Below are 21,474 nucleotides of genomic sequence, written 5' to 3' on the forward strand. Positions count from 1 at the left end.
TTATTGATTTTTAAAGGTCGTATGCAATCGCTTTCTTATCCATCGGTATTTTCATTTTTGAAGTAAGACGATTTCATATAACAAATATAAGGATTTGATTTTGGGTTTAGAATGATTTTAAATAATGGACAATTTTAAACCTATTTTTTTAAACCACTCAAAGAAAAGCCTTTATGATAAAGGATTTCTCAATATTTCTTTTTAATCGATTTTAAATCAAATCATTAGCCAAGAAAGCCCTGAAACCAAAAAGTTATAAACATTAAGTACAATTGTGGGCAAAAGTGGTAAAATGTGGTAGAAATTTATATAAATTTGCTCCAAATGAAAAACTTCATTGGAACATACGAGTGCAAAATAGATGACAAAGGGCGCATCAAACTGCCTGCTTCGCTTACGAAGCAGATGGAACACTTTGCAGATGAGCCATTTATCGTCAAGCGTTCGGTGTTTCAAAAATGTCTGGAAGTGTACCCGATGGAACCTTGGGACAGATTGATGGCAAAGATAAATGCTCTCAATCGATTCGTCAAGAAAAATGCGGATTTCATCAGAATGTTTACCGCTGGTGTGAAAACCGTGGAAATGGACAACGTCGGTCGTCTGCAAATCAGCAAAGATTTGACGCAGTTTGCCAATCTCAACAAAGAAATCGTCATCACAAGTGCCGGCGAACTCTTCGAGATTTGGGACAAAGAATCTTACGAACAGGTCATCGCAGTAAGTGAAATTGATTTCGCAAACCTCGCAGAAGACGTAATGGGAAACCTTGATTCGGGAGAGGCAGCAGACTAAAAGACAAGAGACTAAGAGAGTCAAAATATCATTTATCACTCATCATTTATCAATTATAAAAAATATGTATCATAATCCAGTCTTGCTGAAACAAAGTGTAGATGGTCTGGTAACCAATCCGGACGGCATCTACGTGGACTGCACTTTCGGTGGTGGCGGACATTCCCGTGAGATTCTCAGCCGACTTTCGGACAAAGGGAAATTGTACGCTTTCGACCAGGATTTGGATGCTTTGAAGAATACAATCGACGACCCGAGATTCACATTGATTAACCAGAATTTCAGGTTTTTGGAGAATTCGCTGTTGGCTTACGGCGTAACTGGTGTTGATGGGATTTTGGCAGATTTGGGTGTTTCTTCCCATCAGTTTGATGAGGCGGAACGTGGATTTTCCATCAGAAGCAATGCGCCTCTGGATATGAGAATGAATGTGATGCAAGGTCTTGATGCCAAAAAAATCATCAATGAATATGAAGAGGAAGATTTGGCGAATGTGCTATACAATTATGGAGAACTAAGAGAATCCAGAAAGTTGGCCAGAGAAATTGTTCATCACAGAAAAACTAAAAAAATCAACACAACGGATGAATTGAAATCACTTTTCAGTTACATCCCAGCTTTCAAACAAAATAAATTTTTCGCTCAGATTTTTCAGGCAATCAGAATTGAGGTCAATCAGGAGTTGGAAGTTTTGAAGGAATTATTAGTTCAGTCTTACAAAGTTTTGAAGCCGGAAGGCAGATTGGTAATGATTTCTTACCATTCATTAGAAGACAGATTGGTAAAACGTTTCCTGAAAAACGGAATGTTCGAAGGTGAACCGCCTCGCGATATTTATGGGAATTACAAGAAAACTTTTGAATTGTTAAAGACAAAAGCAATCATCCCAGACGATAAAGAAATAGAAGAAAACTCACGCGCACGAAGCGCAAAAATGAGAATAGGAACAAAATTATAGTTGATGATTGATAAATGATGAATGATTTTAATTCGTCGCTTTTATCAATTATCATTAATCAATTATCATTTATAAAATCAGTTGGCAAAATTAACTCAAAACAAACAGAAGAGACTCACTTTTATGGACATCATAAAAGGGAATTTCCTTAACCGTGATGAGGTAAAGGCGCATTACAAATATTTCCTGTTCATTTTCGGATTGCTGATGGTGATGATTTACAGCAACCATTTGGTCAACACGAAAATTGAGCATGTCAACAAGCTGAAAGAAGAAACAGAAGAATACAAGTCGCGAAATGCCTACGCGCAAAGCCGACTTATAAAAATTAGAATGGAATCCGAGCTGGGAAAAGAAATGGTTCAGGATTCACTGGTGAGTTTGGACAGTCATCCAACCAAATTATTGATAAAACTAGACAGCACAAATGATAAATCAGAATAACGATTACGAAAAGAAACGGTCCAATGCACTCAAGTGGGGCTACCTTTTTGTTTTAGGGGCCTTCGTTTTGTTTGTGATTTTTCTAGGGAGAATTTTGGTTCTTCAGAATACCAATGTCCAGGAGTTTGAAGATAATTACATCAGCAAAAACTACCGCGAAGCCACTTTGAAAGCGGCGCGTGGAAATCTCTACGCATCAGACGGTTCCATCTTGGCGACGACGGTGATGCGTTACGACGTCTATTTGGATTTCAAATCTATGAGAGATACAATCTATAATAACAACATTGTAGCATTGACGGATTCTCTCAGCAAAATGTTCGACAAGCCGAGAAGTTATTTCAGAGCAAAATTGGATGCTCAGAACAAAAAGAACAACCAATATTATCTCTTGGCAAAAGGCCTTGACTTCGACGAATACGATAGAATCAGAAACTTTCCGATTTTCATCAAAGGAAAAAACAAAGGTGGTTTTATCATTCAAAGAAACTTTCGAAGAGAGTTGGCAACTTCGCAGATTGGCGCTGGAACAATTGGAATGGACAATGGCGAATCAAAGTCTGGTCTTGAAGGTGCATTCAGCAAATTCTTGACTGGGATTGATGGAACCCGTTTGGAGCAAAGAATCAACTCATCTCAATGGAAGCCAATCGATTACTGGAAAGTTCAAGAGCCTGTTGATGGTCAGGACGTTTACACGACTTTGGATTTGAGGATTCAGGATATTGCGCATTCGGCCTTGGAAAATCAACTGGTGAAATTCGATGCAGACCACGGTTGTGTGGTGGTGATGGAAGTGGAGACCGGGAAAATCCGAGCGATGGTCAACCTTAGAAGAACCGAACCAGGAATCTATGTTGATGCTTACAACTATGCAGTGAAAGACGCTCAGGAACCAGGTTCTACCTTTAAAACTGTCTCACTTTTGGCGGCGATGGACGATGGTTTCATAGATGAAAATACGAAAGTCAACATTGGAAACGGCATTTGGACCTACGCAGGTCAAAGAATTACAGATGGTCACGGTGGCGGAACTTATGATGTGAGTGATGTTTTGGCAAAATCGAGCAATGTGGGTGCGGCAAAAATCATTACAGAACATTATGCCGATAAACCACAGGTTTTTATAGACCATCTCAAACGTTGGAAAATGTTCGATAAAATGCAAATCGAATTACCAGGAATCGCAAAGCCATCCATCCAAACGCCTCAAAGCAAGAGGTGGAACAAGGCAACTCTGGCTTCTCTCGGATACGGTTATTCATCAAGTTTTCCATTGTTGCAATTGGTCACTTTTTATAACGGAATTGCCAACAAAGGTAAAATGGTAAAACCGCTTTTCATTGATAAAATAATGAAAGACGGAAACGTTTTGTACAATTCCAAGCCAGAAGTAATGGTTAAGAAAATGGCATCAGATAAGGCAATTACAATGATGACCAGTGCATTGACAAAAGCTGTTGAGAAAGGAACCGCTAAAAGTATCTATACACCAAATCTTAAAATTGCGGGCAAAACCGGGACTGCAAGAATTTTATATTGGTTGCCTGGACCCATGAGATATCAAGCTTCTTTTGCAGGTTTTTATCCGTCTGACAATCCAAAATATACTTGTATTGTAGTGATAAATCAGCCGGATAAATCCAAAGGATACGCAGGAGGAACTGTTTCTGCGCCGGTTTTCAAAGAGATTGCAGGAAAGACTTTCCTTAAAACACCTTTGAATGTTGAAAAAGAAATGTTGGAGGAGCATAAAGTGAACCTCAACAAAATGGTGGAGCCAAATGTAAAACTGAATGTCAGAAAAGACTCAATGCCAAATGTTGTGGGGCTGATTGGAAAAAATGTGATTCCACAATTGGAAAATATGGGTTACAGGGTTGATTACAAAGGTGTTGGTAAAATCAAAGGACAGTTTCCGGCAGAGGGTGCTCACATTAGGAAAAACCAAAAAATATATCTGGAACTTCAGAATTAAAATAGGCTAAAGGCAATTTGCCAGAAGCCAAAAGCAGACTATGAATTTAGAAAAATTATTACAAAGAATCCAAGTTTTGGAAACAATCGGAACGCTCGAAAGAGAAGTTTCGGAATTGGTTTTCGACAGCAGAAAAGTTGTTGAAGATTCTTTGTATGTAGCGTTGAAAGGAACAGTTTCCGATGGGCATTCTTACATCAATTCTTCCATCGAAAAAGGTGCGAAAGTCATTGTTTGTGAAGAGTTGCCTTCTGAAATTATTGACGAGGTGACTTATATTAAAGTCGAGGATTCTTCAAAAGCACTAGGACATTTGGCATCTAACTTTTACGGAAATCCTTCAGCAAAATTAAAATTAATCGGTGTTACCGGAACCAACGGAAAAACGACGGTAACGACTTTGTTGTTCGATATTTTTAAAACTTTGGGTTATCAATCGGCATTGATTTCAACTGTTGAATACAGAATTGGAGACGAAATTATCCCATCAACTCACACAACGCCAGACGTCATCAGATTAAATCAAATGTTGGCGAAAGCTGTTGAAATCGGTTGCGAATATGCTTTTATGGAAGTCAGTTCTCACGGGATTTCTCAAAACAGAACCGAAGGATTACACTTCAAAGTGGCTGGTTTTACGAATATCACGCACGACCATTTGGATTATCACAAGACTTTCCAAAATTACATCCACGCAAAGAAAAGATTCTTTGATGAGTTGGAAGATTCTGCGGTTGCCATCACCAATGCTGATGACAAAAACGGTTCGGTAATGCTTCAAAATACAAAAGCGAAAAAGAAAACCTTCGCTTTGAAAACAATGGCAGATTTCCACGGAAAAGTGCTTGAAGTTGACTTCAACGGAATGTTGCTGAACTTTAATAATAAAGAATTCTGGACAACTTTGACCGGGAAATTCAACGCTTCAAATCTACTTTTAGCTTACGCAATTGCCTTGGAATTAGGAATGAACGAAGATGAGGTTTTGCAGGCGATTTCTGTTCTTCAACGCGTGAATGGACGTTTCGAAACGATAAAATCCAACGGCGGAATTTTCTTCGTTGTCGATTATTCTCACACGCCAGATGCATTGGAAAATGTGCTTGACAGCATCAATGAAATCAGAACAAAAAACGAAAGATTGATTTGTGTTTTCGGTTGTGGAGGCGACAGAGACAAAAGCAAACGTCCCGAAATGGGTAACATTGCAACCAAGAAATCGACGTTGGCAATAATCACTTCAGACAATCCGAGAACGGAAGACCCAGCACAAATCATCAAAGAAATCGAAGCTGGAATCCAGCCTCAGAATTTCAGCAAATACACTTCGATTCCGGACAGAAGAGAAGCGATAAAGATGGCCATCAAGTTTGCTGAGCCAAAAGATATCGTAGTAGTTGCAGGAAAAGGCCACGAGACCTATCAGGAAATCAATGGCGTGAAACATCATTTTGATGACAAAGAGACGATTAGAGAACTTTTGAATTTGATGGGAAAGTAATTAATGAAATTTGAAGATGAATAGAAGATTTCAAATATTAATAGGAATTATTTCGATTATAGTTTTTGGATTTTTCATCTTGTTCATTTTTACTAATGATTTTAAAAGAAAAATAACAGTTCTGGATTGCGAAGGAGTTTATTACAAAAAACTTTTTGAGAAACCAAAACCTGGATTTATAGATTTTAGGGAATCAAATGTTAAAATGGATATTGCAAACTGTCTCTGTGAGAAATATAATAGAAACAAAAGTGAAAACTATAAAACAGAGGTTTTGAAGATTATTAAAAGTTATGATAATGGTGAGAGACTTCTCAAAAATCTAAAATCAATTGACACGATTTGCAAACGCAGAAATGAGATTTTTATCAAAAGTTATGATTTGTAAAACTCTCATCAATAAATAAAAAAGACAACGAATGCTATATTATCTCTACGAATATTTAACCGCTCACGGAATCCACGTTCCAGGGATGAACTTGTTTAAGTACATTTCTTTCCGCGCGGCGATGGCAGTTTTGTTTTCGCTGATTATTGCAATGGCCTACGGGAAAAAGATTATCAATTACCTCAGAAAAAAACAAATGGGAGAATTGGTGAGAGACCTTGGTCTGGAAGGGCAGAAGCAGAAAGAAGGAACGCCGACAATGGGAGGTTTGATTATCATTTTGGCGACCATTATTCCGGTTTTGCTATTCACGAGAATCACCAATATCTACATTGTTCTTCTAATCATTTCGGTGCTTTGGATGGGGGCGATTGGTTTTCTTGACGATTATCTTAAGAAAGTTAAAAAAAATAAAGACGGATTGAGTGGGAAATTCAAGGTGATTGGGCAAGTTGGTTTAGGCTTAATTGTCGGAGTTACAATGTATTTTCACCCCGATATCGAGGTTAAGAGAAAGTACGCAGACTCAACTGTTGTGAACAGAAATAATGTGGAACAGAACTTTATGGAAGACGAAAAAATTCCAGTTTCTACAGTGCCTTTCACAAAAAACAACGAGTTTGACTACAGCGGGATTTTGTTTTGGATGGATGATGCTGAGGCGCACGAATGGGCTTGGATTGTTTTTATTCCGATTGTGATTTTCATCGTCACGGCAGTTTCAAACGGAGCCAATATTACCGATGGAATCGATGGTTTGGCCGCTGGAACCAGCGTTGTGATTTTGCTGACGTTGGCATTTTTCGCCTACGTTTCTGGAAACATCATTTTCGCTGATTATCTGAATATTATGTTCCTGCCACATATGGGAGAAACAACGATTTTTGCCCTCGCTTTGGTGGGAGCTGTGATTGGATTTTTCTGGTACAATACTTATCCTGCGCAGGTTTTTATGGGCGATACAGGAAGTTTGATGTTGGGTGGCGTGATTGCAGTTTTGGCAATTATTTTAAGAAAGGAATTATTAATTCCAGTTCTATGCGGGGTTTTCCTGATAGAACTTTTATCCGTGATTCTACAGGTTTGGGTCTTCAAATACAGAAAGAGAAAATATGGGCTGGAATATGCCCAGAACAATAGATTATTCAAAATGTCACCGCTTCACCACCATTACCAAAAGGAAGGTTTCCACGAGAGTAAAATAGTAAACCGAATGGTAATCTTGGGTGTAATGCTTGCGATTATTTGCTTAATCACTTTAAAAACCAGATAGGGAATTGTAAAATGTAAAAAGTATAATGTACCACGTATTTTTTACAGATTTATTAGAATTAATAACCAAATGATGTACATCTTAAAAGTCATTTTACTTTGTACATAATACATTTTACAGAATAGTATGAGAGTAGTAATACTTGGTGGCGGAGAAAGCGGTGTTGGCGCAGCATATTTGGCGAAGGCTAAAGGCTTTGACGTGTTCCTTTCGGATATGGGAATGATTCGTGAGAACTACAAAAAAGAGCTGGACGAACTGGGCGTTGATTATGAAGACGGAAAACATTCTGAAGAAAAAATACTGAATGCCGACTGGATTATCAAAAGCCCCGGAATTCCGAAAAAAGCCGAGATGATTTTGAAGATTCAGGAAAAAGGAATCAGATTGTCTTCTGAGATTGAGTTTGCTTCTGAGTTTACAGATGCGAAAATCATCGCCATCACTGGAAGCAACGGAAAAACGACCACGACTTCTTTGATTTACTATATTTTGAAGGAAGATGGTTTCAACGTTGGTTTGGGTGGAAACATCGGAAAAAGCTTTGCCAAACAAGTTGCTGAGGAAAATTTCGATTACTATGTTTTGGAAGTGAGTAGTTTTCAATTGGATGATATTCAAAACTTTAGACCATATATTTCTCTTTTGTTGAATTTGTCTAAGGACCATCTGGACCAGTACAATTACAATTACGAAGAATATGCTTTGGCTAAATTCAGAATTGCTGAAAATCAGGAAGCTAACAATTTTTTCATCTACAACAAAGATGACGAAATGAGCAAATCGCTTCTAGGAAAACTCGATTTAAAAGTGACCAAAGTGCCATTCTCATTAAACGAAAGATTAGAAAAAGGCGCATTTTCCATCGATGAAAACTTCGTGGTGAATGTCAACGATGGTTTCACAATGAACATCGACGAATTGTCTCTGTTAGGAAAACATAATGTTGCCAACAGCCTGGCGGCAAGTATAGCTGGTAAATTATTGGAAATCAGCAATCAAAGTATTAGAAATTCATTGATGACTTTCCAAGCGGTTGAACACAGATTGGAACCCGTTTCCGAAATCAACGGCGTGAAATTCATCAATGACAGTAAGGCAACCAACGTGAACGCAACATATTTCGCTTTGGAAAGTATGAAACAACCTGTCGTTTGGATTGTCGGCGGAAAAGACAAAGGAAATGATTATACGGAAATAGAAGATTTAGTTAAAAGAAAAGTAAAGGCAATTGTCTGCTTAGGAATTGATAATCAAAAAATTATTGATTTTTTCAAAGGCAAGAAAACGCAGATTTATGACACTTCCAGTATGCAACAAGCAGTAGAAGTTTCCAAATCGGTGGCAGTAAAAGGAGACATCGTTTTGTTGTCGCCTTGTTGCGCAAGTTTTGATTTGTTCAATGGTTATGAAGACCGAGGCAATCAATTCAAAAATGAAGTATTAAAAAGCGAAAAGCCAATGGCTATCAGCTAATTGTAAAATAAAATGGAACAAACGACAGACAACAAATTCGAACTGCTGAAAGGAGACAAGGTTCTTTGGTCGGTGATCATTTTGATCTCCCTGCTTTCGGTATTTCCGGTTTATTCCGCAAGTTCGAATCTGGAATATATTGTCAACAACGGGACTACAACTGGTCACGTGATCAAGCATATTATTTTCGTTTTGATCGGTTTGGGGATTATGCGTTTTGTAGGAACGGTGAAGTATGAGCACATCGGAAAACTCAGTTCAATTCTCCTTTTGGTAACGATAGGACTGTTGCTGATCACAATGTTCACAGGGCAAAAGATCGAAGGTGCAAGTGCATCGCGTTGGCTCAAGATTCCTGGAACACCAATTTCATTTCAGCCGTCGTCCTTCGCTTATTTGATGTTGATTATTTATCTCTGCAGATATTTGACCAAGAAAATCAAGAGAGAGAGATTACCGATTGAGAACATATTCTACATCTTCGGACCAATATTGATTGTGTTCGGATTGGTTGCGAAAGACAACGGTTCCACAGCGTTAATGATTCTGATGGTTTCCATCGCCATCTTGATTGTTGGACAATTGGCTTGGCAATATGTTGCAGGATTTATCTCGTTGTCAGTGGTGTTTGTGGTCATGTTTCTACTGGTCGCACTCAATACGAATATGATTGGCGGAAACCGTGTTCATACGTGGATGAGCCGTATTGAAACCTTTACCAGTTCCAAGAAAAATGCAGATGTCGAGGACGAAAGTATCAAGGCAAAAAATTATCAGGTGATGCAAGCCAAAGCGGCGATTGTTCACGGTGGCTTCAACGGAATCGGACCAGGAAAAAGTGCTTTGAAACAGACTCTACCGCAATCGGTTTCGGATTTTATTTTCGCAATTATTGTTGAAGAATATGGTTGGATTGGCGCTTTTGTTTTGATAAGCCTTTATATGATAATGATAATCCGAATCGTAATGATTGCCAGTAAGATGCCTGCATTTTTCGGCTCGTTGCTGGTGTTGGCGATTGGATTAATGATTTTTATCCAGCTAACAGTGAATATTGCGGTAGCCGTGAATCTAATTCCGGTGACAGGTCAGCCTTTACCGTTGATAAGTTATGGAGGAACATCGATGTTGGTGACCTACATTCAGCTGGGAATTATCCTTAATGTAAGTTCCCGAATCCAGGTTTATGATGAAGAAGGTTTGGGCAAAAGACAAAGTTTGGAAGAAATAAATGACATAGCATAAAGTCGGAAGACGGAAGCCAATTGAGTTCCAAAGGAACGACCAATATATTAGCGTTGGAATTTATTCCAACGGAAATTAAAAAAGATGAACAACAAAACAACAAACAGCCAAAAACCAAAAGCAATCCGCGTTCTATTAAGCGGCGGCGGAACAGGTGGACACATCTTTCCGGCGGTTGCGATTGCTCAGGAAATCCAGAAAAGATTTCCCGATGCTGAGTTTTTGTTCATTGGAGCCAACGGAAAAATGGAAATGGAAAAAGTACCTCAAGCCGGATTCAAAATAGAAGGTTTGAACATCGCTGGGTTCGACAGAGGAAATCTTCTTAAAAATATCGGACTTCCATTAAAAATTGTTTCAAGTCTTTTGAAGGCTAAAAGAATCATCAAAGACTTCAAACCGGATTTTGCGGTTGGAACGGGTGGTTTTGCAAGCGGACCAGCGTTGTACATCGTTGCCAAAATGGGAATTCCAACTTTCATTCAGGAACAGAATTCTTTGCCAGGAAAGACCAACGTTTTCAATGCCAAAAAATCGAAGGCAGTTTTCACGGCTTATCCTGATATGGAGAAATTTTTCTCAGGAACGAAAACTTATTTCTTAGGAAATCCGATCCGTCAAAACATCATCACAGATTTGATGGACAAAGATTTGGCTAAGGAAAAATTAGGCTTGGATAAAAATAAATTAACAATTCTCTCAGTCGGTGGTTCACTCGGTTCCAGAACTTTGAACAACGGTTGGAAAGATAATTTAGATAAATTAAAAGAAAAAGATTACCAGCTCATCTGGCAAACTGGAAAAACGGATTTTGCGGAGATAACTTCCAGCATCCATCCTCCAGCTTCCATCCAGATTAAGGAATTTATCTCCGATATGGCTTTGGCTTATTCGGCGGCAGATGTGATAGTTTCCAGAGCTGGTGCGATTGCGATTTCAGAATTGGCAGTAGCGAAAAAACCGGTTTTATTGGTACCGTTTCCGTTTGCTGCCGAAGACCATCAAACCAAAAACGCCTTGACCTTGGTTGAGAAAAATGCGGCAAGAATGGTCAAAGATTCTGAGATGAAGGATAAATTCTGGAGTACACTTTCCGAGATTTGTGAGAGTGAGAATCTGAGAAATGAAATGTCAACAAATCTGGAGTTTTTTGCAAAACCAAAAGCGGCGGAAGGAATTGTGGATGAGATTTTTAAAGTGATTTAATGATGAGGCATTTTTATATTTTAAGTATTGTTTTAACGATTTTGATGACCGTTTCCTGTGCATCGAAATACAGACCTGACCTTAAAGGTAAAAATCGAAGTGCGGAAAGAATCAAATTAGTGAAAAACTTCGCCACAGATTATTTTGCTAAATGTGAAAAGCAGGATTATTCTGAGTTTCAAGGATATAAAATGGATATTAATTTTAAAAATAAATTGAATCCAGAAAGTTTACAAAGAAGTTGTGAATATTATAATAGCAGATACGGGACGATTACAATTGGAGAATTGAGCGAGGCAAAATCAAATTATTCTCCAAAGGATTTTTTGGATTATTTTATTTTCAAAGCCAAAGATTCAAAAAGTGACAGTGTGCAATTTGTAAGGGTCAATATTTACAGGGATAATAATATGTTGGAAAGAATCAGTATTCCAAGATATAAAAAACCAACAAAAGGAATACGTATTACAATACATAAATAGAAATGAGCATCTTAAATAAATATCAAAACTTCTATTTCATCGGTATCGGTGGGATTGGGATGAGTGCGCTCGCGAGATTTTTTCACGCGAACGGCAAAAACGTTTTGGGCTATGACAAAACTCCAACGAAACTGACAGCTCAACTCGGTTTTGAAGGGATTGATATTTCGTTTGAAGATTTGATAGATGAGAAAATCATCGCGTTCAACAAAGAAGAAACGCTTGTGATTTACACGCCAGCAATCAAAAAATTAGCGATTCTGGATTATTTCGCCAGTGAAAGTTTTGAGATTTTGAAGCGTGCGAAAGTTCTTGGTCTAATTACCGAAAACACAGATTGCATCGCTGTTGCTGGAACACACGGAAAGACGACGACTTCCACTTTGATAGCGCATTTGTGCAAGGAAGCAAATCTGCCGTCATCCGCATTTTTAGGTGGGATTTCCGAGAATTTCAAATCGAATTTTGATTACAATGGAAACCAGTTTTCTGTGGTTGAAGCCGATGAATATGACAGAAGTTTCCTTAATCTTTCACCGGATTGGGCGGTTGTAACCTCGATTGATGCAGACCATTTGGATATCTATGGCGACCGGGTTCAGATTGAAGATGGTTTCAGACAATTTGCGTCTTTGGTTCCGAATGACAATCAGTTGTTTGTCAGAAAAGGAATTGCGATTGGAAGAGAACATTTGACGTACGCGGTAAACGAGGAAGCGGATTATTACTCCGATAACTTGAGAATGGACCACGATAAAATCTATTTCGATTTCCACACACCAACGGAAGAAATCAATGATTTTGTTTGGGAAATTCCTGGAATTCATAATGTGGAGAATGCGACGGTTGCTTTGGCGATTCTCAGCAATTTGGGTATCGATTTCGAAACTTTGAAGAAAGCAATCGCGAGTTTCAAAGGCATCAAGAGAAGATATACAAAACATATTTTTGATAACGGAAAAATTTATATCGACGATTATGCACATCATCCAACAGAACTGAATGCGGTCATCGGTTCCATAAAAACCTTCTACCCGACCAAGAAATTGTTGGTGGTTTTCCAACCGCATTTGTTCAGCAGAACGAGAGATTTTGCGGAAGATTTTGCAAGAAGTCTGGAAAAAGCTGATGACCTTTTGCTGTTGGATATTTATCCGGCAAGGGAACTTCAGGAAAATTTTGAAGGAATCACCTCAGCGTGGTTATCGGACAAAATTGAAATTGAAAACAAGAAAGTCTGCACATTACACGAGACTTTTGAATTAATAAAAGAAAAGGAATTCGACATCCTTTTGACGGTCGGAGCCGGAAACATCGATACGCTTTATGACGGCATCGTGGAATGGCTTCCAAATATTGAAAAGGTGAGCATCTAATGAGATTAAAGCTTTCCATATTAATCAGCATTTTGGTCTTCGGTTTTGCTTTTTCGCAGTCGAAAGAAGTGTTGGCGGTAGTGGAAAATATTAATAAATATTCAGAAGCAATTGATAAAGACCCAAAGGTCATTGAGTATAAATTTGAAGTAAAAGGAAAGGACAAAACAATCCTTTATCAATACTCAAAAAAGGGAAATGAGATTGTAAAGATTTCCCGAGAATGGAAGGGAGATAAAGATAATTATACGGACACCTTCACGGATTATTTTTTATTAAAAGATGGACAAAGAGTTTATGCGACGCAAAATATAGTTTATACAAATAAGTCAGATGCGGAAGATATGGGCGGATGGAGTTGTACTTTTTGGATTAATGAAAATAAGGTCATCAATCTGACATCTCACGGGCACGGAAAAACGGAATTGGATGACTGGGATTATGAAATGGAATTGAAAGACAACTTCAATTATATGCTGAAAACGGTAAAGGAATTCGATAAAAACCGATTCGCGAAAATAAAATAATTAAAGAAAAAACTTAGCGCAAAGGCGTTAAAACCAAGATAAGAAATGAAGAACAAGTGGAGAATATTGAAGATACTCGTGACAGTGGTCCTTTTTGGATTTCTGCTCAGTTTCTCATTGAAGCGTTTCAACGATGCTAAGATGGAAAACGTGTCTATCAATATGAACCAAGGCAAAACGCCGGTTTATTTTGTGGATGAAAAAGACATCAAAGAATTGGTGAAACAATACAATCCGACAAGAAAAATAGGCGATATCAATATTCCGGAATTGGAGAAGAAAATCAATCTGATTCCTTTCGTGGACAGCGCCAATGTTTATCTGAATCTGAATGGAAACCTGAATGTGGACATCAAACAAAGAGTTCCAGCTTTCAGATTGAACAAGGACGGAAAAGATTTCTACGTCGATAAAAAAGGCGTTGAGTTTCCGATTTCGAAAAACTTCTCACTGCCAAGTATGTTAGTGATGGGCGACGTGAAACCTTCGGAATATGAAGCGTTGGGAGATTTAATTGAGAAGATTGACAAAGATGATTTCAGTAAAAAATATTTCATCGGAATCACAAAAGAAAAAGAGGATTACAATCTCTTAACCAGCGATGGAAACTACAAAGTTGAAATCGGCGACCTCGATAATATCGATTTAAAGGTAAGAGGTTTCAAAACCTTTGTTGAGAAATATCTGGTGGACCAAAATACGCAGAAGTACAAGAAGATTTCATTAAAATACGATAATCAGATTGTCACAACCCTGAATCCTTATTTCAAAGAAAATGACAGCATTCTAAGAAATGCACCAAAAATTGAAATCAAAAAACCGGAAGAAACACCGACTCATACGTTGGCATCAACTCCAATAAAGAAAGAGGTAAAGGAAAAAAAGCCCGAACCGAAAAAAGAGGTTAAGAAAGCAGAACCGAAAAAGGAAACTGCAAAACCGAAAAAAGTAGAGAAAAAACCAGAGGCGAAGAAAGTTTCTACCAAGAAAAAAGAAACCGCTTCTAAAACAAGTGATAAAAAGAAAAAAGCAAAAGTAGTTGTAGAATAATTAAATATAAAAGTCTTTGATGAGTTTTACGTCTTTGCGAACTTAAAAGCGTTGCAAAAATCAAAAAAAACTTTGCGGACTTTGCGTTAAAAATAAAAAATCAAATCGAACATATAATGGAAAATCAAGAGTATTCAGTAGGTCTGGACATAGGGACAACCAAGATTGTCGCCATTGTCGGAAGACGAAACGCTCACGGGAAAATTGAAATTCTGGGCGTTGGAAAAGCAAAAAGTTTAGGCGTTCACAAAGGAATTGTCAATAATATTTCCCAAACCATCAACTCCATCAAGTCCGCTGTGGCAGAAGCACAATCCAGCGCTGGTGTGCCTATCACCAAAGTGACGGTGGGAATTGCAGGCAAACACATCCGTTCGCTTCAGCATTCGGATTATATTATGAGAGACCATCCGGACCAGTACATTACGGAGGAGGATATCGAGAAACTAAAAGACCAGGTGAAGAAGTTGGTGATGCTTCCGGGCGAAGAAATCATCCACGTTTTACCTCAGGATTATAAAGTAGATTCCGAAGGTGAAATCCAGGAACCAGTCGGGATGCACGGTAAAAGATTGGAAGCCAATTTCCACGTGGTGGTGGGACAAATGGGTTCTATCAGAAATATAGCGAGATGCGTTCGTGAAGCCGGTTTGGAAATGGAAGCTTTGACTTTGGAACCTTTGGCGTCGTCCGAAGCGGTTTTGACTAAAGAAGAAAAAGAAGCGGGTGTTGCCATTGTAGATATTGGTGGTGGAACTACGGATATTGCGATTTTCAAAGACAATATCATCCGTCATACTTGCGTGATTCCTTACGGTGGCGGAATTATTACCGATGATATCAAGGAAGGCTGTTCCATCATCGAGAAACACGCAGAGCAACTGAAAGTGAAATTCGGTTCGTCTGTTCCTGAATTGGAAAAAGACAGTACATATGTGACAATTCCAGGATTGCACGGTCGTCCGGACAAAGAGATTTCTCTTAAGGTTTTGGCTCAAATCATCAATGCAAGAGTTGAAGAGATTCTTGAAATGGTGAATACCGAATTGAAAGCTTACGGCGCATTCGAACAAAAGAAAAAACTGATTGCCGGAATCGTTTTGACAGGCGGTGGTTCCAATTTGAGAAACCTTCGTCAGTTAGCCAACTACACAACAGGCTTCGACAGCAGAATCGGTTTTGCTAATGAATATGTGGCAAACGATAAAAATCAATATTTGAAAGGTCCGGAATTTGCAACTTCCATCGGTTTGTTAATGGAAAGTCTGAAAATCCGAGACAAGAAAATGCTGGTGACAGAGGAAGAAATCATCGAAGAATTGAAACCTCAAATCGAAAACGCAATTCAAGCGCAGACTCAGACTCAATCTCAGGAAATTCAAACGCCTCAGGTTCAGAATGACATCGTAGAGATGGCGAAACACAAAGCAGAAGTGAAGAAAAACCGACCAACTTTCGGACAATCACTGATGGACAAAGTCAAAAAATTCTTTGAAGAAGTAGAAGAGTAACTAATATTGTAAAATCGAAGAATCGTGGAATCGTAAAACAAGCAAATTGACAATTTTGCAAATCAACGATTTAACGATTTAACAAAACTGAAAAAAACATACCATTATGGACAATATATCAAACACACAAGGTTTTTCCTTTGACCTACCAAAAGGGAATTCTGCCATCATCAAAGTAATTGGTGTTGGTGGCGGTGGAAACAACGCTTTGAAGCATATGTACGAGAAAGGAATCTACGGCGTAGATTTCGTAATCTGTAATACCGATGCACAGACTTTGGACAACAATCCGGTTTCTAACAAAGTTCAGCTAGGAATCTCAATGACAGAAGGTCTTGGCGCGGGTGCTGACCCAGAAGTTGGAGAGAAGGCGGCGATTGAAAGCATCGACGAAATCAAAGCGGCGATGGGACAAAACACCAAGATGGTTTTCATCACTGCCGGAATGGGCGGTGGAACGGGAACTGGTGCGGCGCCTGTGATTGCAAAAGTAGCGAAGGAAATGGGAATCCTGACTGTAGGAATCGTAACCGTGCCTTTTAGTTTTGAAGGAAAAAGAAGATTGGACCAAGCTGAATTGGGTCTAGATAAATTAAGAAATAATGTTGATTCCCTAATTGTCATCAATAATGATAAATTAAGGCAACAATTCGGAAATCTTGGTTTCAAACAAGGTTTTTCCAAAGCCGATGAAGTTTTGACCAACGCGGCGAAAGGAATGGCAGAGGTGATTACAGGTTATTTCGATGTCAATATCGATTTCCGTGATGCAAAATCTGTCCTTCAGAATTCCGGAACTGCATTGATGTCAACCGGCGTTGCAACTGGCGAGAAAAAAGCGGAAGAAGCGGTGAAGAAAGCATTGGATTCTCCATTGTTGAATGACAACAAAATCACCGGTGCGAAAAACGTTCTATTGTTGATTAGAAGCGGTGTTTCTGAGGTGACGATGGACGAAATCGGAGTAATTATGGACTATATCCAAAAAGAAGCTGGCCACACGGCTGATATTATTTTTGGAGTTGGAACAGATGAGGAATTGGGCGATGCAGTAAGCGTTTTGGTCATCGCAACTGGATTCTCAAATGACGATAAAAAGCACACAGGAACAACTGAAACGATTAAATATTCTTTGGACGACAGACCAAATTCGTTTTCAAGAAACAGAGAATCCCCTTTCAAAAGTAGACTTCAGGAAGAGTCAAAACCTCAGCCAGAATCTGGAAAGAACTTTTTTCGTTTAGAAGATGAGGATGATTTCGGAACGTCTAATTTTCCAACTAATTCTTTAGTAGAAAGTCTGGTGGAAGAAGTGGAAACGGAAACTCAAATCATCGAGAACGAGGAAATCGTAGATTATTCTAATGATTACAACGATGGAAAGCAGGAGTACAATCTTTTCAATTTTGAAGATGACGTAAATGACGACTTCGATTTGGAGCCACAATCTTTCACTTTCGAAGTTGAGGACAAGCCAAAAGCGTCTTTCAAAACTGAAGAAGTAGAAAAACCGGTTGAAGTTACTTTCACCATCAACGAATCTCCAGCGGAAGAGGAATTTCCTGTCATCGAAAAGCAAGTCATTTCCGAAGTTAAAGAAGAAATCGTAAACGAGGTTGTCGAAGAAAAAATCGAGGAGCCAAAAGCTAACAATTACGCTTTCACATCAGAAGTAAAAGAAGAAATCGTAGAAGAGAAAAAACAAGAGCCAGTTCAGGAAACTGAAGGTGGATTCACTTTTTTCAACAAAACTTCCGACACGGCTTCAAAGGCGATGGACAGAAGAAACAAGTTGAAAGAATTCAATTCCCGTTACCAGCAATTGGACAATGAGAACGTTTTCGAAACAGTTCCAGCGTTCAAAAGAAAGAACATCATCATCGATGGCGCCAACGCATCCGATCAAAACATCAATACATTTTTGTCTGATAACAACGGAAGTATGCAGTTGAGAGAAAACCGTTTTCTTAATAAAGATGTAGATTAATTTGCGATTGGCTTTTGGCAACTAGCTTTTAGCTTTCCAATTGGAATGCAATTTTAAAAGCCAATTGCCAAAAGCTATTCGCCAAAAGCAAAAAAAACAATGAGTTTAGAACTTACCATAAACGATGCGATAAAAACCGCAATGAGAGAGAAAGACAGAGTTGCTCTAGATTCTCTACGTGCTGTGAAAGCGCAAATATTATTGCTGAAAACAGAAGCGATTGGAGCAGAGGTTTCAGCAGAACAGGAAATTGCAATTTTGCAAAGAATGATCAAGCAAAGGAAGGATTCCTACGACCAATTTACGGCTCAGGGAAGAACGGACCTTGCGGAAGTAGAAGAAGCGCAATCCAAAGTGATTGAAAAGTTTCTTCCACAACAGCTTACTGCAGAAGAACTGGAATCAGAAATCAAGAAAATTATTTCTGAGACTGGCGCAGAAAGCATCAAAGATTTAGGAAAAGTAATGGGCGTTGCTTCCAAAGCATTGGCCGGAAAATCAGACGGAAAGAGCATTTCCGAAATGGTGAAGAAGTTACTTTCCTAAATATAAATGATAGTTGATAAATGATAATTGATTTTATCATTCATCATTTATAAATTATCATTCATTACTACGGATATACAAAATATGCATATCGATTTGATTTGAACCCAAGATCTTCGGATTTTGGGTTTTTTTTATACTGTCCATTATTTCTTAAAGTTTTTGATTTATCAGATTTCATCCAAGATAAAAACTTTGCGACTTTCAAAACATCAAATTCATAATTCTTACGCCTTTGCGTTAAATTTTCCACACCACGCTTTAAAGTAAAAGTCATTCGCTATCAGCTATTTTCCTGTCAAAATGTCTCAATAGATTTTCGGAATGGTTTTAATAGAATGAAAGATGAGCCAAGCAAAATAATTATGATTAAATTTGCAACTCAAACGAAACTTTGAACGTTAAACTTTTAAACAAATCAATTATGTATCCAGCAGATTTAGTATTGCCAATGAAGGCAGAACTTACAGATAAAGGTTTCCAAGACCTTACAACACCAGCAGAAGTTGACTCGGCACTTAAACAATCGGGAACAACTTTATTAGTAATCAATTCAGTTTGTGGATGTGCGGCAGGTGCGGCAAGGCCAGGCGTTTTGTACTCTTTGACAGGCGAGAAAAAGCCAGACCATTTGGTAACAGCTTTTGCAGGATTTGATACGGATGCAGTTGCTGAAGCAAGAAGATTGCTAGCGCCTTTCCCTCCAAGTTCGCCAGCTGTAGCACTTTTCAAGGACGGAGAATTGGTGCATATGTTGGAAAGACACCACATCGAAGGAAATCCTGCAGGCGCAATCGCTGCGAATCTTCAGGCGGCTTTTGACGAATATTGCTAAAAATAGAAAGACCAAGACAGAAATGTTTTGGTCTTTTTTTATGAAATCGTTTTCAGGATTTTTGATAAGATTCAATGATAATAGGCGATTTAAAATCATTTCTTAGAAAAAATAAAAATCTATTGATGAAAAGTTCGGAAATAGGCTTTCAAACTTTTCATTATTTTTTAAATTTGCAAAAAAGTAAAAATGTCAGATCAAGCAAGTTATTTGTTTTCTACCAGAACCAGCCACGAGTTGGCGGAAAAAATCGCTCAGGCTTATGGGCAACCATTAGGGCAAATCAATATTCAGCATTTCAGCGACGGAGAATTTGAACCTGTATTGGAGCAATCTGTAAGAGGAGCACGCGTTTTCCTTATTGCATCTACGTTTCCTCCAGCGGACAATCTTTTGGAATTGTTATTAATGATAGACGCTGCGAAAAGAGCTTCTGCCAAAAACATTACCGTTGTAATTCCTTATTACGGCTTGGCAAGACAAGACAGAAAGGACAAACCACGCGCACCAATTGGAGCAAAGTTGGTGGCCAATCTTCTGACTGCAGCCGGAGCTACAAGAATTATGACAATGGATTTGCACGCAGATCAGATTCAAGGTTTCTTCGAGATTCCGGTAGATCATTTGTACGCTTCCACGATTTTTGTAAAATACATTCAATCTTTGAATCTTGATAATTTGACGATTGCGTCACCAGATATGGGCGGTGCGAAAAGAGCGAAGAATTATGCAGGACATTTGGGCGCTGACGTTGTAATCTGTTACAAAGAAAGAAAAAAGGCCAACGTTGTAGAAGAGATGTTCCTGATTGGTGATGTTAAAGATAAGAACGTGATTCTTATTGATGATATGATCGATACTGCAGGAACACTTTGCAAAGCGGCTGATATATTAATGGAAAAAGGTGCAAAATCTGTAAGAGCAATGGCGACTCACGGTGTACTTTCCGGAAAGGCTTATGAGAATATCGAAAACTCTCAGCTTTTGGAAGTGATTGTAACAGATTCTATTCCTTTGAAAGAAGACAGATCTTCGAAAATCCGTGTTTTATCTTGCGCAGAATTGTTTGCAGATGTGATGAATATGGTACATGAGCACAAATCCATTAGTGAGAAGTTCATTATCTAAAAAAAATTAATATCTTTGCACCCTTAAAATAATTTTATACAAAATGAAATCAATTACAATTCAAGGTACAAAAAGAGAAAGCGTGGGCAAAAAGTCTACTAAAGCTTTACGTGATGCTGAATTAGTTCCTTGTGTTGTTTACGGAGGTGGCGAGCCATTGAACTTCTCTGCATTGGAGAAAGCGTTCAAAGGTTTGGTATATACTCCCGAAGCACACACGGTATCTATTGAAGTTGACGGACAGGTAATTCCTGCAGTTCTTCAAGATATTCAGTTCCACCCAATTACGGACAAGATCATTCACGCTGATTTCTACAGATTATCTGATGATAAACCAGTAGTTATGGAAGTTCCAGTAAGAGTTACAGGTCGTTCCAAAGGTGTGGTTGCCGGTGGTGTTCTTAGACAAACTTACAGAAAACTAAAAGTAAAAGCTATCCCAGCTAACTTGCCAGACGAGATCGTAGTAGATATTACTGCTCTTAAAATTGGTAACAAGTTTTATGTAGAAAGTCTTAAAAATGAGAAATATACATTCATGCACCCAGACAATGCAGTAATTGTTGCTGTTAAAATGTCTAGAAATGCTAGCAAAAATGCTGCTGCTGCAATGGATGATGACGATGAAGAAGTAACAGAAGGTGGAGCAGAAGCTACTACTGAAGAAACTTCTGCAGAGTAATCTATCACTGCTAGAACAGTTTAATATAAAAAATCTCGTCAAGAATTTTCTTGACGAGATTTTTTTTTAATTCTACAGATCAAAAC

Annotated in this window: 20 protein-coding genes; all 20 read left to right on the forward strand. The window is 38.5% G+C overall.

Annotated features, from left to right (window positions below):
• The first annotated feature begins 324 nt into the window (after nucleotides 1-324).
• A complete protein-coding gene (gene mraZ / locus IO90_RS03095) occupies nucleotides 325-795 on the forward strand; it encodes a division/cell wall cluster transcriptional repressor MraZ (protein WP_034963811.1) in 471 nt (156 codons plus the stop codon).
• A 64-nt stretch (nucleotides 796-859) separates the two neighbouring features.
• The gene (gene rsmH / locus IO90_RS03100; RefSeq protein ID WP_034963812.1) at nucleotides 860-1,753 is read left to right on the forward strand and encodes a 16S rRNA (cytosine(1402)-N(4))-methyltransferase RsmH; all 894 of its coding nucleotides are present in this window, start codon (nucleotides 860-862) and stop codon (nucleotides 1,751-1,753) included.
• 123 nt (nucleotides 1,754-1,876) lie between these two features.
• The gene (locus tag IO90_RS03105; RefSeq protein ID WP_081871773.1) at nucleotides 1,877-2,197 is read left to right on the forward strand and encodes an FtsL-like putative cell division protein; all 321 of its coding nucleotides are present in this window, start codon (nucleotides 1,877-1,879) and stop codon (nucleotides 2,195-2,197) included.
• Nucleotides 2,181-4,175: a penicillin-binding transpeptidase domain-containing protein gene (locus IO90_RS03110; protein WP_185094377.1), complete on the forward strand. Its 1,995-nt coding sequence runs from the start codon at nucleotides 2,181-2,183 to the stop codon at nucleotides 4,173-4,175. Before IO90_RS03105 ends, IO90_RS03110 begins: the two co-directional genes overlap by 17 nt.
• A 40-nt stretch (nucleotides 4,176-4,215) precedes the next feature.
• On the forward strand, nucleotides 4,216-5,676 hold the full coding sequence (locus IO90_RS03115; protein ID WP_034963816.1) for a UDP-N-acetylmuramoyl-L-alanyl-D-glutamate--2,6-diaminopimelate ligase: 1,461 nt from the start codon (nucleotides 4,216-4,218) through the stop codon (nucleotides 5,674-5,676).
• A 16-nt stretch (nucleotides 5,677-5,692) separates the two neighbouring features.
• Complete coding sequence (locus IO90_RS03120) at nucleotides 5,693-6,064, forward strand: hypothetical protein (RefSeq protein WP_034963819.1); 372 nt, start codon at nucleotides 5,693-5,695, stop codon at nucleotides 6,062-6,064.
• A gap of 31 nt (nucleotides 6,065-6,095) precedes the next feature.
• Nucleotides 6,096-7,337: a phospho-N-acetylmuramoyl-pentapeptide-transferase gene (gene mraY, locus IO90_RS03125; RefSeq protein WP_034963821.1), complete on the forward strand. Its 1,242-nt coding sequence runs from the start codon at nucleotides 6,096-6,098 to the stop codon at nucleotides 7,335-7,337.
• 126 nt (nucleotides 7,338-7,463) lie between these two features.
• The gene (gene murD, locus IO90_RS03130) at nucleotides 7,464-8,813 is read left to right on the forward strand and encodes a UDP-N-acetylmuramoyl-L-alanine--D-glutamate ligase (RefSeq protein WP_034963823.1); all 1,350 of its coding nucleotides are present in this window, start codon (nucleotides 7,464-7,466) and stop codon (nucleotides 8,811-8,813) included.
• Nucleotides 8,814-8,825: 12 nt separating this feature from the next.
• Nucleotides 8,826-10,058 carry an FtsW/RodA/SpoVE family cell cycle protein gene (locus tag IO90_RS03135; RefSeq protein WP_034963825.1) on the forward strand — a complete coding sequence of 411 codons (1,233 nt, stop codon included), beginning with the start codon at nucleotides 8,826-8,828 and terminating at the stop codon, nucleotides 10,056-10,058.
• 84 nt (nucleotides 10,059-10,142) lie between these two features.
• A complete protein-coding gene (murG, locus tag IO90_RS03140; protein WP_034963828.1) occupies nucleotides 10,143-11,264 on the forward strand; it encodes an undecaprenyldiphospho-muramoylpentapeptide beta-N-acetylglucosaminyltransferase in 1,122 nt (373 codons plus the stop codon).
• Nucleotides 11,264-11,746, forward strand: coding sequence for a hypothetical protein (locus tag IO90_RS03145; RefSeq protein WP_131450810.1), 483 nt, complete (start codon nucleotides 11,264-11,266; stop codon nucleotides 11,744-11,746). Before murG ends, IO90_RS03145 begins: the two co-directional genes overlap by 1 nt.
• Before the next feature lie 2 nt (nucleotides 11,747-11,748).
• Complete coding sequence (gene murC / locus IO90_RS03150) at nucleotides 11,749-13,122, forward strand: UDP-N-acetylmuramate--L-alanine ligase (RefSeq protein ID WP_034963834.1); 1,374 nt, start codon at nucleotides 11,749-11,751, stop codon at nucleotides 13,120-13,122.
• A complete protein-coding gene (locus IO90_RS03155) occupies nucleotides 13,122-13,649 on the forward strand; it encodes a hypothetical protein (RefSeq protein ID WP_034963837.1) in 528 nt (175 codons plus the stop codon). The genes murC and IO90_RS03155 overlap by 1 nt, the downstream gene beginning before the upstream one ends.
• Nucleotides 13,650-13,694: 45 nt before the next feature.
• Entirely contained in the window at nucleotides 13,695-14,699 is a 1,005-nt protein-coding gene (locus IO90_RS03160) for a cell division protein FtsQ/DivIB (protein ID WP_051878217.1), read from the forward strand.
• Nucleotides 14,700-14,815: 116 nt separating this feature from the next.
• A complete protein-coding gene (gene ftsA, locus IO90_RS03165; RefSeq protein WP_034963841.1) occupies nucleotides 14,816-16,210 on the forward strand; it encodes a cell division protein FtsA in 1,395 nt (464 codons plus the stop codon).
• 106 nt (nucleotides 16,211-16,316) lie between these two features.
• Nucleotides 16,317-18,197 (forward strand): cell division protein FtsZ, encoded by a 1,881-nt coding sequence (gene ftsZ, locus IO90_RS03170; protein ID WP_034963844.1) that lies wholly within the window; start codon nucleotides 16,317-16,319, stop codon nucleotides 18,195-18,197.
• 99 nt (nucleotides 18,198-18,296) lie between these two features.
• Nucleotides 18,297-18,743, forward strand: a complete 447-nt coding sequence (locus IO90_RS03175; protein WP_034963846.1) for a GatB/YqeY domain-containing protein — start codon at nucleotides 18,297-18,299, stop codon at nucleotides 18,741-18,743.
• Between the two features lie 424 nt (nucleotides 18,744-19,167).
• Nucleotides 19,168-19,578, forward strand: a complete 411-nt coding sequence (locus IO90_RS03185; protein ID WP_034963849.1) for a BrxA/BrxB family bacilliredoxin — start codon at nucleotides 19,168-19,170, stop codon at nucleotides 19,576-19,578.
• A 189-nt stretch (nucleotides 19,579-19,767) separates the two neighbouring features.
• Nucleotides 19,768-20,706, forward strand: a complete 939-nt coding sequence (locus tag IO90_RS03190; protein ID WP_034963852.1) for a ribose-phosphate pyrophosphokinase — start codon at nucleotides 19,768-19,770, stop codon at nucleotides 20,704-20,706.
• A gap of 43 nt (nucleotides 20,707-20,749) precedes the next feature.
• Entirely contained in the window at nucleotides 20,750-21,388 is a 639-nt protein-coding gene (locus tag IO90_RS03195) for a 50S ribosomal protein L25/general stress protein Ctc (RefSeq protein WP_034963853.1), read from the forward strand.
• Nucleotides 21,389-21,474: the final 86 nt, after the last annotated feature.

The sequence above is a fragment of the Chryseobacterium sp. FH1 genome, assembly GCF_000735135.1.
Taxonomy (GTDB): domain Bacteria; phylum Bacteroidota; class Bacteroidia; order Flavobacteriales; family Weeksellaceae; genus Epilithonimonas.

What these genes read in the sequence shown, in the direction of transcription:
- IO90_RS03115 (WP_034963816.1), top strand. Translation starts at nt 4,216, where the DNA reads ATGAATTTAGAAAAATTATTACAAAGAATCCAAGTTTTGGAAACAATC.
- IO90_RS03135 (WP_034963825.1), top strand. Translation starts at nt 8,826, where the DNA reads ATGGAACAAACGACAGACAACAAATTCGAACTGCTGAAAGGAGACAAG.
- ftsZ (WP_034963844.1), top strand. Translation starts at nt 16,317, where the DNA reads ATGGACAATATATCAAACACACAAGGTTTTTCCTTTGACCTACCAAAA.
- IO90_RS03145 (WP_131450810.1), top strand. Translation starts at nt 11,264, where the DNA reads ATGATGAGGCATTTTTATATTTTAAGTATTGTTTTAACGATTTTGATG.
- IO90_RS03185 (WP_034963849.1), top strand. Translation starts at nt 19,168, where the DNA reads ATGTATCCAGCAGATTTAGTATTGCCAATGAAGGCAGAACTTACAGAT.
- ftsA (WP_034963841.1), top strand. Translation starts at nt 14,816, where the DNA reads ATGGAAAATCAAGAGTATTCAGTAGGTCTGGACATAGGGACAACCAAG.
- IO90_RS03160 (WP_051878217.1), top strand. Translation starts at nt 13,695, where the DNA reads ATGAAGAACAAGTGGAGAATATTGAAGATACTCGTGACAGTGGTCCTT.
- murG (WP_034963828.1), top strand. Translation starts at nt 10,143, where the DNA reads ATGAACAACAAAACAACAAACAGCCAAAAACCAAAAGCAATCCGCGTT.
- mraY (WP_034963821.1), top strand. Translation starts at nt 6,096, where the DNA reads ATGCTATATTATCTCTACGAATATTTAACCGCTCACGGAATCCACGTT.
- IO90_RS03110 (WP_185094377.1), top strand. Translation starts at nt 2,181, where the DNA reads ATGATAAATCAGAATAACGATTACGAAAAGAAACGGTCCAATGCACTC.
- murD (WP_034963823.1), top strand. Translation starts at nt 7,464, where the DNA reads ATGAGAGTAGTAATACTTGGTGGCGGAGAAAGCGGTGTTGGCGCAGCA.
- IO90_RS03105 (WP_081871773.1), top strand. Translation starts at nt 1,877, where the DNA reads ATGGACATCATAAAAGGGAATTTCCTTAACCGTGATGAGGTAAAGGCG.
- rsmH (WP_034963812.1), top strand. Translation starts at nt 860, where the DNA reads ATGTATCATAATCCAGTCTTGCTGAAACAAAGTGTAGATGGTCTGGTA.
- IO90_RS03190 (WP_034963852.1), top strand. Translation starts at nt 19,768, where the DNA reads ATGTCAGATCAAGCAAGTTATTTGTTTTCTACCAGAACCAGCCACGAG.
- IO90_RS03175 (WP_034963846.1), top strand. Translation starts at nt 18,297, where the DNA reads ATGAGTTTAGAACTTACCATAAACGATGCGATAAAAACCGCAATGAGA.
- IO90_RS03195 (WP_034963853.1), top strand. Translation starts at nt 20,750, where the DNA reads ATGAAATCAATTACAATTCAAGGTACAAAAAGAGAAAGCGTGGGCAAA.
- mraZ (WP_034963811.1), top strand. Translation starts at nt 325, where the DNA reads ATGAAAAACTTCATTGGAACATACGAGTGCAAAATAGATGACAAAGGG.
- murC (WP_034963834.1), top strand. Translation starts at nt 11,749, where the DNA reads ATGAGCATCTTAAATAAATATCAAAACTTCTATTTCATCGGTATCGGT.
- IO90_RS03155 (WP_034963837.1), top strand. Translation starts at nt 13,122, where the DNA reads ATGAGATTAAAGCTTTCCATATTAATCAGCATTTTGGTCTTCGGTTTT.
- IO90_RS03120 (WP_034963819.1), top strand. Translation starts at nt 5,693, where the DNA reads ATGAATAGAAGATTTCAAATATTAATAGGAATTATTTCGATTATAGTT.